The sequence below is a fragment of the Chryseomicrobium excrementi genome, assembly GCF_002798305.1.
GTDB classification, from domain to species: Bacteria; Bacillota; Bacilli; order Bacillales_A; family Planococcaceae; genus Chryseomicrobium; species Chryseomicrobium excrementi.
On the sequence record NZ_PCGR01000002.1, the window covers coordinates 836752 to 851114 of the forward strand.

The following is a 14363-nucleotide window of genomic DNA, read 5'->3' on the forward strand; positions in this document are numbered from 1 at the left end:
AGAGGAGAGATTTGAGATGAAAAAGGTACTGACAGGAATAACACTTGGAGCAAGCATTTTAGCATTAGCAGCATGTGGATCTGAAGGCGGATCTTCATCAGGGGACGATACAACACTAACAGTTGGAGCATCAAACGTGCCTCACGCTGAAATTTTAGAGCAAGTAAAACCAATCTTAGAAGAACAAGGCATTGAGCTTGAAATTGAAACGTACCAAGACTATGTATTACCAAACCAAGATCTTGATTCAGGTGACTTGGATGCTAACTACTTCCAACACATTCCTTACCTAGAATCTCAAATAGCTGATAACGGCTATGATTTCGTGAATGCTGGTGGCATCCACATCGAGCCAATCGGCCTTTATTCTAAAAAATTCGGTTCGATCGATGAATTACCAGATGGTGCTACGATTTTAATGAGTAATTCAGTAGCTGACCACGGTCGTGTCCTTTCTATGCTTGAGCAAGCAGGTCTTATCAAACTTGATGAGAGCGTAGAAAAAACTTCTGCAACAATTGAAGATGTTGTAGAAAACCCAAAAAACATTCAATTCGATCCAAACTACGAGGCAGCACTACTTGTTCAAATGTATGAGCAAGAAGAAGGCGATGCAGTATTAATCAACTCGAACTATGCACTAGATGCAGGTCTAAACCCAATTGAAGATTCTATCGCAATTGAAGATTCAAATTCTCCATATGTAAACGTAATTGCAGTTAATGCAGGAGATGAAGAGAACGAAGCGATCGTAGCACTTGTTGAGGCATTACACTCTCAAGAAATCCAAGACTGGATTCTAGAAGAGTGGGGCGGTTCAGTAGTACCTGTGACAGAATAACTAGACAGTGCTACAAAAGGGCCAAATTCCCTTCCTACGGTTTCATTCGCTAGCTAGTGGGTATACACTAAATAGCGTAAGATACTAACTGAAGGGAATGATAGTTATCAAACCAGAAGGACAGCCTTACACGGAAAAAATGAATTTGGCTTTTCGTGACGTACATGGTTTCGGTTATGATGAAATGAGACAAAGTGAAGAATTGCGTATGAAGGTGGAACAACGCCGTCAACGTGATCACGAAAAAAGCATGCGTATTGCTGCTCAAATTGATGCTCAAGCCCACAGAGGATAATATAGAAGTTGTACAAAAAGCCTGTAGAACCTTGATTCTACAGGCTTTTTTTTGCCTTTCGTCATGATACTTATTCTCAATTAGGACGTTTCTATTGAAAATGAAAAATGCAGGAATGACAAGCGTTTAAATGATTTGCAGTCGACCTCTAATTGCTGTAAGATTAGAATGATAATAATTTAGAATGGGATTATCCGTTCAAAGCTTAGATATGGAGGGTATATAATGTCAACACTAGTGATTCAAGATTTGCACGTTTCAATCGACGGCAAGGAAATTTTAAAAGGTGTGAACTTAACACTGAATACAGGTGAAATCCACGCGGTCATGGGACCAAACGGTACAGGTAAATCAACTCTTGCTTCTGCAATTATGGGACACCCTAAATATGAAGTAACTTCAGGGTCAGTAACATTAGACGGCGAAGATGTATTAGAGATGGAAGTAGATGAGCGTGCGAAAGCAGGTCTATTCTTAGCAATGCAATATCCAAGTGAAATTACAGGTGTTACAAATGCGGACTTCTTACGCTCTTCAATCAACGCACGTCGTGAAGAAGGCGATGAAATCTCTTTGATGAAATTCATCCGTGAGATGGATAGCAAAATGGACTTCCTTGAAATGGATCAAGATATGGCGCAGCGCTATTTAAATGAAGGCTTCTCAGGTGGAGAAAAGAAACGTAACGAAATCCTTCAATTAATGATGATCAAACCTACATTCGCTATCTTAGATGAGATTGACTCTGGTCTAGATATCGATGCACTAAAAGTAGTTTCTAAAGGAATCAATGAAATGCGCGGAGAAGGCTTCGGAAGCCTAATCATCACGCACTACCAACGCCTACTGAACTACATCACTCCTGACCATGTTCACGTGATGATGCAAGGTCGCGTTGTAAAATCTGGTGGTCCTGAACTAGCTCATAAACTAGAAGCTCAAGGATACGACTGGATCAAAGAAGAGTTAGGTATTGAAGACGAAACTGTTGGGCAAGAAGCATAAGAAAGGAGACAGTCAGCATGACGGTTGAAACGACTTTAGCAGTAACAGAGCAAGTCATTCGCGCTTACTCTGAAAAAATGCAAGAACCGGGATGGATGACAGATTTCCGCTTAACTGCACTTGCGCAAGCAGCGGACCTGCCAATGCCTGAACCGGATAAGACAAACATTAAGAGCTGGGACTTTCTTTCATTCTCAGCACACACAGTAGAGAGCGAAGGCTATTCTACACTTGCTGATCTACCACAAGACATCCAGTCTCTAATTGATACAGAAAACCAAAAAACTCTATATATTCAACGCAACAACACACCAGCTTATGTTTCTGTTTCACAGGAACTTCAAGACAAGGGTGTCATCGTTACAGATATCCACACGGCTATTCGTGATCATGGCGATCTTGTAAAGCAATACTTGATGACAGATGTTGTGAAACCAGATGAGCACAAACTGACTGCTTACCATGCAGCTCTATTAAATGGTGGAGCATTCATCTACATTCCTAAAAATGTAGAAATGGATGAAGTTGTTCAAGTTATTTATGTACAAGATGACGAGTCTGTTTCTCTATTCAACCATACATTGGTAGTAGCAGAGTCAAACAGCAAATTGACATATGTTGAAAATTACTTGTCTACTTTCGAAACAGCGACTGGCCAAGCCAACATCGTTTCTGAAGTACTTGCAAAAGACAATGCGAAAATTACGTACGGAGCAGTTGATGTATTAGCTAAAGGCTATACAGCTTATGTAAACCGTCGTGGTGTAGCACACCGTGATGCAGTCATTGAATGGGCACTAGGCTTAATGAATGATAGCGATACAATTGTTGAAAACGTAACGCACTTAGTTGGCGACAACTCCGAAGGCCATGTAAAAACAGTTGTTGTTGGTCGTGGAGATCAAAAACAAAACTTTACAACTAAAGTCATCCACTGGGGTAAAAATTCAGAAGGTCAAATTCTGAAGCACGGAGTTATGAAAGATTCAGCTTCTTCTATCTTCAACGGTATCGGTAAAATCGAACACGGCGCTTCTAAATCAAACGCTGAACAAGAGTCACGCGTCTTGATGTTATCAGAAAAAGCACGTGGAGATGCAAACCCGATTCTTTTGATTGATGAAGACGATGTAACTGCTGGTCACGCTGCATCTGTTGGCCGAGTAGATCCAATGCAAATGTACTACTTAATGAGCCGCGGTATCTCGAAGCACGAAGCAGAGCGCTTAATCATTCATGGTTTTTTAGCGCCTGTAGTACGAGCACTTCCAGTTGAAGGTGTTAAAAAGCAGCTCACGGAGGTCATTGAAAGGAAAGTGCGCTAATGAATCAGACGATCCTCAGCAATTTTCCCATTTTAAATCAAGAGGTGAATGGACATCCACTCGTTTATTTAGATAGTGGCGCCACTTCACAAAAACCGACTGTAGTCATTGATGCACTTAAAGCATATTACGAGCAAGATAATTCCAATGTGCACCGCGGAGTGCATACACTTGGAAATCGTGCCACAGAAGGCTATGAAGGCGCTCGTGAGAAAGTTCGCAACTTTATTGGAGCTACTTCCACTAAAGAAGTGATCTTCATGCGTGGTACGACTACAGCGATCAATACTGTAGCGGCAAGCTACGGAGATGCGAATGTATCCGAAGGTGATGAAATTGTTATCACTTATATGGAACACCACTCTAACATTATTCCTTGGCAGCAACTTGCGAAGCGGAAAAATGCTGTGTTGAAATACATCGACTTAGAAGAAGACGGAACGATCACTATTGAGAACGTACGGAAAGCCATCACAGAGAAAACGAAAATCGTTTCTGTTATGCACGTTTCCAATGTCCTCGGAGTCGTCAATCCAATTAAAGACATCACGAAGATTGCCCATGAACATGGTGCAGTAATGGTAGTAGACGGGGCACAAGCTGCTCCTCATATCAAAGTCGATGTACAAGATTTGGATTGTGATTTTTACGCTTTCTCTGGTCACAAGATGTGTGGTCCAACAGGAATTGGTGTTCTTTACGGAAAGCAGCGCCATTTAGAAGCTATGGAGCCAGTAGAATTCGGAGGTGAGATGATCGACTTCGTCGATCTTCAAGAATCCACATGGAAAGAGCTCCCGTGGAAATTTGAAGGGGGAACTCCTATCATAGCAGGTGCTATCGGTCTTGCTGCTGCCATTGATTATTTAGAATCGATTGGTTTAGAAGCTATCGAACAACATGAACATGAACTAGCTGCTTATGCTATGGAGCAGATGTCTAAAATTGAAGGATTGACGATTTATGGCCCTAAAGATCCGTCTAAGCGGGCTGGAATTGTTACATTCAACTTAAATGATGTGCATCCACATGATGTAGCGACAGTCTTAGATATGCAAGGAATTGCAGTGCGTGCCGGTCACCACTGTGCACAGCCATTAATGAAGTGGCTCAACGTTTCTGCGACGGCTCGTGCAAGTTTCTACTTGTACAACACAAAAGAAGATATTGATCGTCTTGTAGCGGGTCTGCAGAAAGCAAAGGAGTATTTCAACGATGTCTATTAATACAAACTTAGACCAACTATACCGCCAAGTCATTATGGATCATTACAAGAACCCTCGTAACAAAGGGTCGCTTGGAGAAGAAGCCTTAACAGTTGATATGAACAATCCAACATGTGGAGATCGTATCCACTTGACTCTTCAAGTGGAAGATGGCATCATTCGTGATGCTAAATTCGACGGAGAAGGCTGTTCTATCTCGATGTCTTCGGCTTCGATGATGACCCAAGCTGTCAAAGGGAAAACGGTAGAAGAAGCTATGAAGCTTTCGGAAATCTTTTCAGACATGATGACAGGCAAAGACTATGATGACTCAATTGACTTAGAAGATATTGAAGCTTTAAGTGGTGTATCTAAGTTTCCAGCACGTATCAAATGTGCGACGCTTTCGTGGAAAGCAATGGAAAAAGGAGTACAACACCAAAATCAAGGAACGGAGGAATAAACTATGGCTAAAAAAATGCCTGAAATCGGCGATTACAAATATGGCTTCCATGACAAAGACGTATCGATTTTCCGTTCTAAACGCGGTTTGACACGTGAAATTGTTGAAGAAATTTCTCGTATGAAAGAGGAGCCACAATGGATGCTTGACTACCGTCTAAAAGCATTGGAAATTTTCTACGCAAAACCAATGCCACAATGGGGTGGAGAGCTTGGCGAATTAAACTTCGACGAGATCACTTATTATGTAAAGCCTTCAGAACAGACAGAGCGTTCATGGGATGAAGTACCTGAAGAAATCAAGCGTACGTTTGATAAATTAGGTATTCCAGAAGCTGAACAAAAGTACTTAGCAGGTGTTTCTGCTCAGTATGAATCTGAAGTAGTTTACCACAACATGAAAGAAGAACTTGAAGATCTAGGAATCGTCTTTAAAGACACAGATTCGGCTCTTCGTGAAAACGAAGATATCTTCAAAGAGTACTGGGGTACTGTAATTCCAGCCTCTGATAACAAGTTCTCTGCATTAAACTCAGCTGTATGGTCAGGTGGCTCTTTCATCTATGTACCAAAAGGTATTAAAGTAGATACACCACTTCAAGCTTACTTCCGCATTAACTCTGAAAACATGGGGCAGTTTGAGCGTACACTCATCATCGTTGATGAAGGCGCATCAGTGCACTATGTAGAAGGATGTACAGCACCTGTTTACACAACGAATTCTCTACACTCTGCTGTAGTTGAAATCATTGTTAAAAAAGATGCGTATTGCCGTTACACAACGATTCAAAACTGGGCTAACAACGTATACAACCTAGTAACGAAACGTACTGTTGTAGAGGCAAACGGTACAATGGAATGGATCGATGGAAACATCGGATCGAAACTGACTATGAAGTATCCAGCATGTATCTTAAAAGGTGAAGGCGCTCGCGGTATGACCCTTTCAATCGCTTTAGCTGGTAAAGGGCAACATCAAGACGCTGGAGCTAAAATGCTTCACTTAGCACCAAACACGTCTTCTACTATCGTTTCGAAATCGATTTCGAAACAAGGTGGTAAAGTAACGTACCGTGGTATCGTTCGTTTTGGACGCAATGCACACGGAGCACGTGCTAACATCGAGTGTGATACATTGATTATGGATAACCAGTCGACTTCAGATACGATTCCTTACAACGAAATCATGAACGACAATATTTCTCTTGAGCACGAAGCGAAAGTTTCTAAAGTCTCAGAGGAGCAATTGTTCTACTTGATGAGTCGTGGTTTGAGTGAAGAAGAAGCGACAGAAATGATCGTTATGGGCTTCATCGAACCATTCACAAAAGAACTTCCAATGGAATACGCAGTAGAGATGAACCGTCTTATCAAGTTCGAGATGGAAGGCTCTATCGGTTAATTGATAAATTTCCCTGCCACAATTTGTGGTGGGGATTTTTTTAGTCTGAGTCCAATAGAACACTTTAAATAACGAAATTTTATTTAAAAAGGTCTTAAGTTGTCGAACACGTTTCGATAAGCTACTCATCATTTCTCATTTTTCTGAAAACATAAAATACATCGAAATTGATTGATGAAACCATGTTAAATTAGTGGAGACATAGGGTTTGAAGAAACCCTTGTGAAACTTTTGAAAAAGGGGAAATGAAGATTGAGAAAAATCAGAAGTAGGAAGATTTTCACCTTGTTTATTGCTTTCGTCATGGTACTTGGCTTGTTTGTTCCATTTGCTTCAGCTACTACGGTACAGCAGAAGCCACTCGGGCAATCAGAAAGTACATTAGCGTTAAAGGCAGCAATTGCTGAACAAGAGCGACTTAGACAAAATGGACCAGTTCTTGATGATCGCTTAAAGAATTTGAAAGACGACGAGCTAGTTGACGTCATCGTCCATTTATCACAAGCCCCAGTATCCTTGCAACAAGGGAAAAGTGAACTACGCGGACAAAAGTTTTCGAATGCACGCGCTAATGAAGTACGGGCAAATGTAAAAGCACAGCAAACAAAAGTAAAAAAAGCATTCGCGGCTAAAAATGTTGCGTTTGATACAATCTATGAATTTGATACAGTATTAAATGGATTTGCAGCTACTGTAAAAGCGGGAGATCTTCCAAAACTTCTAACAATTGAAGGTGTTACATTAGTTGAGCCTGATGCTACTGTGTATGCTTCAGAGGCTAGTGAGACAGTCGTATCGGAGGAACAATCTTATGATGCGCTCATGAATACGAGTAATTCATTTTTAGGTATCGAGCGTTTGTGGAATGAAGGATTAGAAGGACAAGGCATTAAAGTCGCAGTTCTAGATACAGGAATCGATGCAGATCACCCAGAATTTGCGGGCATCTACAAAGGCGGAAAGAACTTTATTCTTCATTCGTCTACCTATGCAACACCGCGAGCAGACGATGATGCTTCAGAGACACTTCCTTCTGAGCGACCTGCTAATGTCCCAGAATTCAATGCAAATGGTAGTTCTTTCTACACGTCTCACGGTACACACGTAGCAGGTACAATTGCTGCTATCGGTGCCAATGACTTTGGAATCAAAGGGATTGCTCCTAAAGTAGACTTGTACGCATACCGTGTTCTTGGAGCATATGGAAGTGGAGCAACATCTGGTATCGTCAAAGCAATTGAGACATCAGTCGTCGAAGATATGGATGTTATCAATCTATCGCTTGGTGGAGGTGCGAACTCTGAAACTGACGCTGGATCTTTTGCTATTAATAATGCAATGATGGCAGGCGTGATCAGTGTTATTGCAACAGGTAATTCTGGCCCGAATCGTGGCACAATGGGAACACCTGCAACAGCGCGACTTGGAATAGCTGTAGGAAATACGACAAACCCAGAAACAATGCATGCAGGTACAGTGAGTGTTACTGTAGGAGACTACAATTATTCAAAAAAACTTAATCTAATGAGTACGACGTTTGGTCAAAATTTAGCACAACAGCTTGATGGCGAATTTGAGATTATTGCGGTACCAGGTGTTGGTTCGCCAAAAGATTTTGAAGGTTTAAATGTTGAAGGCAAAGTAGCGCTTATTGCGCGAGGAGAATTACCGTTTGTAGATAAGATTGCAAATGCCAAAGCAAACGGGGCAGTAGCAACAATTATTCATAACTTTGCTGGTGGAACAGGTGCACCAGGTCCTTCGAATGTGTTTTTAGGAGATTCATTCGGGTTTCTTCCGACATTTGACATGTCATTAACAGATGCAACTGAAATCCGTTCAGCATTGACAGCAGGTGAGGGGAAAGTGACATTCAACAATTTCACAACCACAAAAACTGCGGGGGATGATGTGAATTCATCAAGTTCACGTGGCCCCTCTACACCAAACTTTGATATCAAACCAGATGTGACAGCACCAGGAACAAATATCATGTCAACAATCCCGATGTACAAAGCCGACTTCCCAGAAGTGAGCTATGCAGAAGCATACGATCGCAAAACAGGAACGTCTATGGCGACACCTCACATTGCAGGAATTGCTGCCCTAGTTAAACAAGCTAATCCTGAGTGGAATGCATTTGATGTGAAAGTCGCGCTTTCCAATACGGCTAAAATCTTAGATACAACAAAATACGATGTGTTCTCGCAAGGAGCAGGACGTGTTGATGCTTATGCAGCTGCGCACCCTGAAATTTTAGCGTATGCACAAGATACAGCTGTAGTGGATGCGACTGGAGCGATTGTTGAGAACTTAAAAGGGACAATTACATTTGGACCGCGTTCATTAGATCAAAATCTTTCGGTTACAAAACAAGTACAAGTAAAAGACTTCACAGGAAATGGTGGAACGTATTCCGTTGAAGTGAAAACAACAAAAACATTTGGTGATGCAAAAGTAACTGTTGATCAGCCGACATTGACAGTTGACGGGGAAGCAACATTAAACGTGACATTGACTGCATCAGCAGCTACTACAAAAGCTGGTGATGAAATCTTAGGGTACGTCGTCTTGAAAAATGATACGACTGAAATTTCTCTTCCATTTGCAGCTGATTTCGCAAAAGCAGCAGGAACTGAGATTCGAAATTATCGCTTATCAGAAAAAGATGTTTCCTTCAATGGAGATGGTATAAAAGATAGCTCTTCATTAGCCTTCACATTAACAGGACCTGTCACAACAAACTTTATTGAAATTTGGGATATCGAAAACCCTACAGGTGGAGAGTATGGAGATGGGTACATTGGTTATCTCCATTCAGGTGCTTCACTTGCAGCTGGCTCGTATACGTTACAAATTGGAGGACAATATAAACCATGGGGGGCTGCTCCAGCTACTACGATTCCAGACGGCTTATATACGATTGACTTTACTGGATTAACACCAGGTGAGGTAGTACAAGCTTATGACGGACCATTCATTGTAAAAACCACGAAGCCTGAAATTAGTGCTGAACTTAATGGAGAAGAAGTCATTGGACAAGTCATGGATAAATACATTGACTACAATGAAGTATTGGCTCTATACGGTTTAGACTACAAACTGAATGACAAATTGAAAGCAAGCTATACACTATCTGAAAACGGAGAGCAACAAGCTCCAGAAGCTTTCTTATTAAACGAAGATGGTACCTTTACATTACCAGTGACAGAAACGACAACAGCTCTTTCTGTGACAGTCACGGATGCAGCTGGTAATTCTCAAACATCGTTAGTGTTTGAACGAGAACTTGAAGAGCCGGAGCCAGTAGTTACACTAGTGGCAGAAGATGAAGTGATTAAACTTGCTCCTGGTAAATCTACTACTTTCAAGATTTTTGAGAAGACAACAGTGGGGGAGACAGTAACAGAAAAGGATGTTACTAATTTAGCGACATATTCCTTCACGAAAAAGAATGCTGTAGCGATTAAAAATGGAGTGCTCAGCGCACGAGGGCCGGGCGAGACAACGGTAACAGCGGCATACGGTGGACAAACCGTCACCTTCAAAGTAATAGTGACGCCTCCAGGAAAGAAATAAGATCTAAAAAAAAACTCTGCTCCCGGACTAGAACCCGGGAAACAGAGTTTTTTGTTTACTGTACGAATTGAGCCAGCTATCTATATATTCCTTTTGGAAAGAATAGCGTTTACCAAAAGACACATAATGCGGTATCAGACGTTTTTCGATCAGAAATAAAATTTCTGCTTCTGAAAACCGTTCGTCACTTTGCTGATTCAAATAGTCAAGTAGTGCATCGATTCCATAGAATCTCTCCATCTTGTCACCTCCCGCCAAACGCTCCTTCAAGAAAGAACACTTAGCATGAGTTACGAGATGTGCATTACTTATATTGAAATAGTACCCGTTTTATTAGACAGTAAACCTAGTGTGAAAGAGAGCGGAGAAGGGAAAGGAAGTGGTACACTAAATACAAAGAGGTGAGTCTATGATTCAAATCGGATTAACGGGATGGGGAGACCATCCAGATTTGTATCAGGGAAATGCAAAACAAAAGTTACAAGACTATAGCGCTCATTTCCCTATCGTTGAATTGGACGCAATGTTTTATGCAGTCCAACCTAAACGCAACAATGACAAATGGATCGAAGAAACTCCAAAAGACTTTCAATTCATAGTGAAAACCTATCAGCAACTAACGGGTCATCTACGAGGAGACAGTCCCTTCGATTCCTTGAAAGAGGCGTTTGAAGCGTACCGGCTCGCTCTTAGTTCCTATCAAGAAGCGGGTAAACTTGGGGCAGTTCTAGCCCAGTACCCACCTTGGTTCGATTGTACAAAAGAAAATGTCGATGTACTGAGACAGCTTCGTGAAGAATTAGCCGGATTTGATGTGGCAATTGAGTTCAGACACCAGTCTTGGTATGAAGAGCGATTCCGAGACAAAACATTCGAATTTTTAAGAGAGCATGATTTTATTCATAGTATTTGTGATGAACCACAATCAGGTGAAGGAAGTATTCCACTCGTTCCGGAAGTGACAGCAGAGAAAGCGCTGTTTCGCTTTCATGGACGCAATGTGGCCGCTTGGCAAGCACCTGTAAATCGAAAAAACTGGCGAGAAATCCGCTATCTTTATGACTACAATAACGCCGAGCTTGAGGAACTAGCAAAAATTGTTCAACAAGTAGATTCAAAAGCGAAGCAGACGATGGTGTTGTTCAACAATAACTCTGGGGGACACGCTGCTGCGAATGCTAAACAGCTCCAACAAAAACTAGCTGTTTCATTTGAAGGATTGGCACCGAAACAACTTGATTTGTTTGGAGGAGACATGTAATGGAGTGGATAGTCTTAGTAATTGCAGGGCTTTTTAGTGGGGTAGTGGGAGCTTTAGTTGGTCTTGGAGGCGGGGTGATTTTAGTTCCTGCCATCGTCTATTTAGGAGCTGCAGGTTTTATAGATGGCATCACACCACAGACGGTCGTAGGACTCTCTGTGATCATGATGATTTTTACGGGACTCTCTTCGACGATTGCGTATATGAAGAAGAAAACCGTTGATTTTAAAAGCGGAGCCATCTTCTTTGCCGGTAGCGCTCCTGGAACCGTGATCGGTGCATTTGTAAACAGAGGACTCGACTTGCCTTCATTCCAATTGTATTTTGGTATCATGATGGTCTTTCTTGCCTTGTTGTTACTCGTGAGAAAGTATTTGAAACCCGTTCAGTGGTTTGTGCGTCACGGAAGAAAGACGACATTTACGGATGCATCGGGTACTTATATCTATGGCTATCCAATTTGGTTTGCTCTTCTTTTAACGTTTGGAATAGGCTTTAGTTCAGGACTATTTGGTATTGGTGGAGGCTCCATGCTAGTTCCAGCAATGCTGTTATTGTTCTTATTCCCACCACATGTGGCAGTAGCCACTTCCATGTTCATGGTGTTTCTGTCTGCTCTTGTCAACTCAGTCACCCATATTTCATTAGGAAACGTACCCTGGATCTATACGATTCCCGTCGTACCTGCTGCCTATATCGGGGCGAAAATCGGAGCATATTTAAATCACCGCTTAAATTCAGACAGTCTTGTCGTCGTGCTACAAATCGTATTGTTACTACTTGGAATCCGCTCTATCTTTGAAGGGATTTACTAGGAGGTGAAGACATGTCGATGCTCCATATTTTACATACGAATGACTTACATAGTCACTTAGAAAACTGGCCAACAATTTTAAAAGAGATGGAATTATATAAACAACAGCTACCGGCAGAAGATGACCTGCTTGTTATGGACCTTGGAGACCATCTTGATCGTTCTCATATTTATACAGAGGCTACTGAAGGAAAAGGAAATGTTCTCTTGTTGAACCAGGCGGGCTATGATTACGTCACGATAGGCAACAATGAAGGCATCACACTTTCTCACCAACAGTTGGAGTCTTTATATGAAGAAGCTGACTTTCAAGTGGTCATTGCGAATTTTTTTGATACTGAAGGCAATCGTCCGAGCTGGGTAAAACCGTTCGTCATTCATGAGACCTCCTTCCACAGACGAATTGGTATCTTTGGAGTGACGGCAGCTTATGATGACTATTACAAACAACTTGGGTGGCATGTGAAAGATCCCTTAGAAGCTGCTGCTGAAGTTGTGAACCAGTTAAGTGATCAAGTGGATTATCTTATCTGCTTGGCGCATATAGGACGGTCGCACGAAGAAGAATTGGTTAGCCGTTTCCCAGCTATTCATTTAATCTTAGGGGCTCATACACATCATCAGTACCCAGATAACTTTAAGATTCAGGAAACATCTCTAGCTGCCGGAGGCAAATGGGGTCAGTTTTTAGGAGTTGCACAAGTAGCTTTTGAAAAGAATGGTCCAGTGACATCCACACGATTAGTAGATGTGCAAAACAGTCCGCTGCATATATCAAAAGAAAATGAAGCAGCGTCTCAACATTGGCAAATCGAAGGGGAACAGTTATTAAGTGGTCCTGTATTTTTTAATGAAAAATTTCTGAAGGCAAGCCTACAACAAGCTACAGATCTTAGTGACCGTCTGGGAGATGCGCTGTTATCATATACAGGTGCTGATTGTGCTCTTTATCCTGCGGGATTGTTACTGACAAACCTCGATACTGGTGACGTATCATCCAAGGCGATGCATGATCTGCTTCCACATCCCATTAATCCTTGTGTCGTCACATTGTCTGGAGCGGAGCTCATCGAGGCCTATCAGGTAGCGCAAAATAACAAATGGCCCACTCTGGAAGTAAGGGGATTAGGGTTTCGTGGAAAACAGCTCGGTAAATTATTGTTCCGAAACTTTGAGAAGAGAGAAGATACCTATTACGTGAATCACCGAGCATTAGAGCTTAAAGAGCACTATCAGCTTGTTACAGTAGATATGTTCACTTTTGGCTACTTCTTCCCTCGATTTAAAGAGCTTCCAAAAATCTATTTTATGCCCGAGACGATTCGCGATGTTTTTATCGCCTATTCATCACAAGACAAGAACTGAGCATATAGTAGATAAAGAAGCTATACCGTGATCCAAAAGCCTCGTCTGAAACGGTGGTTTGTTTATCCAAAATTCACGATTTGGATAGTAGTCTTTGTGATGTTGGTGAGTGCACAGATTTACTGGTTCAATGAACGTTTGACTCCCACTTATTTGCGGTATGCAGAAGTGCAAACGAACAATATGCAGAAGACCTGATGCAAGAAGAAGGCGGGGTTGTGTTCTTTGTTCCACTTGCTCAAGCAGCGAACTTACCCATCATAGGAAACTTGGGACCTAAGATTCCCATTCGCTTTCATGTAGTAGGAAACGTTCAATCTATAGTAGAATCAACTATACGGGAGTTTGGCATTAACAACGCTTATGTGGAAATCAGTATTCTCTTACAAGTGAATGTGCAGGTCATTGTCCCTCTTGCAAGTAAAATCACGGCGGTGGAACAAAAAATTCCCGTGGCAATGGGTTTAATTCAAGGTTAGGTTCCGCAGATTTATAATAAAGGGCAAGATGGTGCGCTGTCAGTTGAGGTGCCTTTGAAAGCAGAAGAGAAATAAGGGGTTGTCAGACGTTTCATTTCTTGTTAAGCTTAAAAGGAATTGAATATTATCTAGGTAGAGGCCGCAGAGCTTAAGAGTATGATACGGGAGTTTGACAGCTAAGATCGTGTTAAAAAGGAAGCTTTGCCGAAATGGAAGTGTGTCGTCACCACCTTCTATTGGGGTTATTTTGAATAAAAATAACACTGTCATTTGCATTCGGCAAATGGAGAGCTACAGTCAGTTGAGACAGTTAAGGGAATTCCCGTGTTA

Annotated in this window: 12 protein-coding genes, 1 pseudogene and 1 riboswitch; of the genes and pseudogenes, 12 read left to right on the forward strand and 1 reads right to left on the reverse strand. The window is 41.7% G+C overall.

Going from position 1 to position 14363, the window contains the following annotated elements:
- Positions 1 to 16: 16 nt before the first annotated feature.
- The 8 genes from CQS04_RS08705 to CQS04_RS08740 all read left to right on the forward strand — a co-directional run bounded on the left by CQS04_RS08705 (position 17) and on the right by CQS04_RS08740 (position 10114).
- Complete coding sequence (locus CQS04_RS08705) at positions 17 to 841, forward strand: MetQ/NlpA family ABC transporter substrate-binding protein (protein WP_100353755.1); 825 nt, start codon at positions 17 to 19, stop codon at positions 839 to 841.
- A gap of 97 nt (positions 842 to 938) precedes the next feature.
- On the forward strand, positions 939 to 1136 hold the full coding sequence (locus tag CQS04_RS08710) for a YuzK family famiily protein (protein WP_094944345.1): 198 nt from the start codon (positions 939 to 941) through the stop codon (positions 1134 to 1136).
- Between the two features lie 225 nt (positions 1137 to 1361).
- Positions 1362 to 2141: a Fe-S cluster assembly ATPase SufC gene (sufC, locus tag CQS04_RS08715; RefSeq protein ID WP_094944347.1), complete on the forward strand. Its 780-nt coding sequence runs from the start codon at positions 1362 to 1364 to the stop codon at positions 2139 to 2141.
- A 17-nt stretch (positions 2142 to 2158) separates the two neighbouring features.
- Positions 2159 to 3466 (forward strand): Fe-S cluster assembly protein SufD, encoded by a 1308-nt coding sequence (sufD, locus tag CQS04_RS08720; protein WP_100353756.1) that lies wholly within the window; start codon positions 2159 to 2161, stop codon positions 3464 to 3466.
- Positions 3466 to 4692: a cysteine desulfurase gene (locus CQS04_RS08725; RefSeq protein ID WP_100353757.1), complete on the forward strand. Its 1227-nt coding sequence runs from the start codon at positions 3466 to 3468 to the stop codon at positions 4690 to 4692. The genes sufD and CQS04_RS08725 overlap by 1 nt, the downstream gene beginning before the upstream one ends.
- Positions 4682 to 5134 (forward strand): Fe-S cluster assembly sulfur transfer protein SufU, encoded by a 453-nt coding sequence (sufU, locus tag CQS04_RS08730; RefSeq protein WP_100353758.1) that lies wholly within the window; start codon positions 4682 to 4684, stop codon positions 5132 to 5134. Before CQS04_RS08725 ends, sufU begins: the two co-directional genes overlap by 11 nt.
- Positions 5135 to 5137: 3 nt before the next feature.
- A complete protein-coding gene (gene sufB / locus CQS04_RS08735; protein ID WP_100353759.1) occupies positions 5138 to 6535 on the forward strand; it encodes a Fe-S cluster assembly protein SufB in 1398 nt (465 codons plus the stop codon).
- A 252-nt stretch (positions 6536 to 6787) separates the two neighbouring features.
- Positions 6788 to 10114 (forward strand): S8 family serine peptidase, encoded by a 3327-nt coding sequence (locus CQS04_RS08740; RefSeq protein ID WP_342745766.1) that lies wholly within the window; start codon positions 6788 to 6790, stop codon positions 10112 to 10114.
- Positions 10115 to 10141: 27 nt separating this feature from the next.
- Here the strand turns inward: CQS04_RS08740 and CQS04_RS08745 are convergent, their stop codons facing one another.
- A complete protein-coding gene (locus tag CQS04_RS08745; protein ID WP_100353760.1) occupies positions 10142 to 10354 on the reverse strand; it encodes a hypothetical protein in 213 nt (70 codons plus the stop codon).
- Between the two features lie 169 nt (positions 10355 to 10523).
- Between CQS04_RS08745 and CQS04_RS08750 the strand changes: the two genes are divergently transcribed.
- The 4 genes and pseudogenes from CQS04_RS08750 to CQS04_RS08765 form a co-directional block, all read left to right on the forward strand.
- Positions 10524 to 11375 carry a DUF72 domain-containing protein gene (locus tag CQS04_RS08750; protein WP_100353761.1) on the forward strand — a complete coding sequence of 284 codons (852 nt, stop codon included), beginning with the start codon at positions 10524 to 10526 and terminating at the stop codon, positions 11373 to 11375.
- Positions 11375 to 12190, forward strand: a complete 816-nt coding sequence (locus CQS04_RS08755) for a sulfite exporter TauE/SafE family protein (RefSeq protein WP_100353762.1) — start codon at positions 11375 to 11377, stop codon at positions 12188 to 12190. Before CQS04_RS08750 ends, CQS04_RS08755 begins: the two co-directional genes overlap by 1 nt.
- Positions 12191 to 12201: 11 nt before the next feature.
- The gene (locus tag CQS04_RS08760) at positions 12202 to 13554 is read left to right on the forward strand and encodes a bifunctional metallophosphatase/5'-nucleotidase (protein ID WP_100353763.1); all 1353 of its coding nucleotides are present in this window, start codon (positions 12202 to 12204) and stop codon (positions 13552 to 13554) included.
- 179 nt (positions 13555 to 13733) lie between these two features.
- Positions 13734 to 14108 (forward strand): annotated as a pseudogene (locus tag CQS04_RS08765) (sporulation protein YunB); the annotation flags it as partial.
- 50 nt (positions 14109 to 14158) lie between these two features.
- A riboswitch (Lysine riboswitch) is annotated at positions 14159 to 14335 on the forward strand.
- Positions 14336 to 14363: the final 28 nt, after the last annotated feature.

Coding starts and splice junctions, on each gene's coding strand:
- CQS04_RS08745 (WP_100353760.1), bottom strand. CDS start 10,354: ATGGAGAGATTCTATGGAATCGATGCACTACTTGACTATTTGAATCAG.
- sufD (WP_100353756.1), top strand. CDS start 2,159: ATGACGGTTGAAACGACTTTAGCAGTAACAGAGCAAGTCATTCGCGCT.
- CQS04_RS08750 (WP_100353761.1), top strand. CDS start 10,524: ATGATTCAAATCGGATTAACGGGATGGGGAGACCATCCAGATTTGTAT.
- sufU (WP_100353758.1), top strand. CDS start 4,682: ATGTCTATTAATACAAACTTAGACCAACTATACCGCCAAGTCATTATG.
- CQS04_RS08705 (WP_100353755.1), top strand. CDS start 17: ATGAAAAAGGTACTGACAGGAATAACACTTGGAGCAAGCATTTTAGCA.
- CQS04_RS08755 (WP_100353762.1), top strand. CDS start 11,375: ATGGAGTGGATAGTCTTAGTAATTGCAGGGCTTTTTAGTGGGGTAGTG.
- sufB (WP_100353759.1), top strand. CDS start 5,138: ATGGCTAAAAAAATGCCTGAAATCGGCGATTACAAATATGGCTTCCAT.
- CQS04_RS08760 (WP_100353763.1), top strand. CDS start 12,202: ATGTCGATGCTCCATATTTTACATACGAATGACTTACATAGTCACTTA.
- CQS04_RS08725 (WP_100353757.1), top strand. CDS start 3,466: ATGAATCAGACGATCCTCAGCAATTTTCCCATTTTAAATCAAGAGGTG.
- CQS04_RS08710 (WP_094944345.1), top strand. CDS start 939: ATGATAGTTATCAAACCAGAAGGACAGCCTTACACGGAAAAAATGAAT.
- sufC (WP_094944347.1), top strand. CDS start 1,362: ATGTCAACACTAGTGATTCAAGATTTGCACGTTTCAATCGACGGCAAG.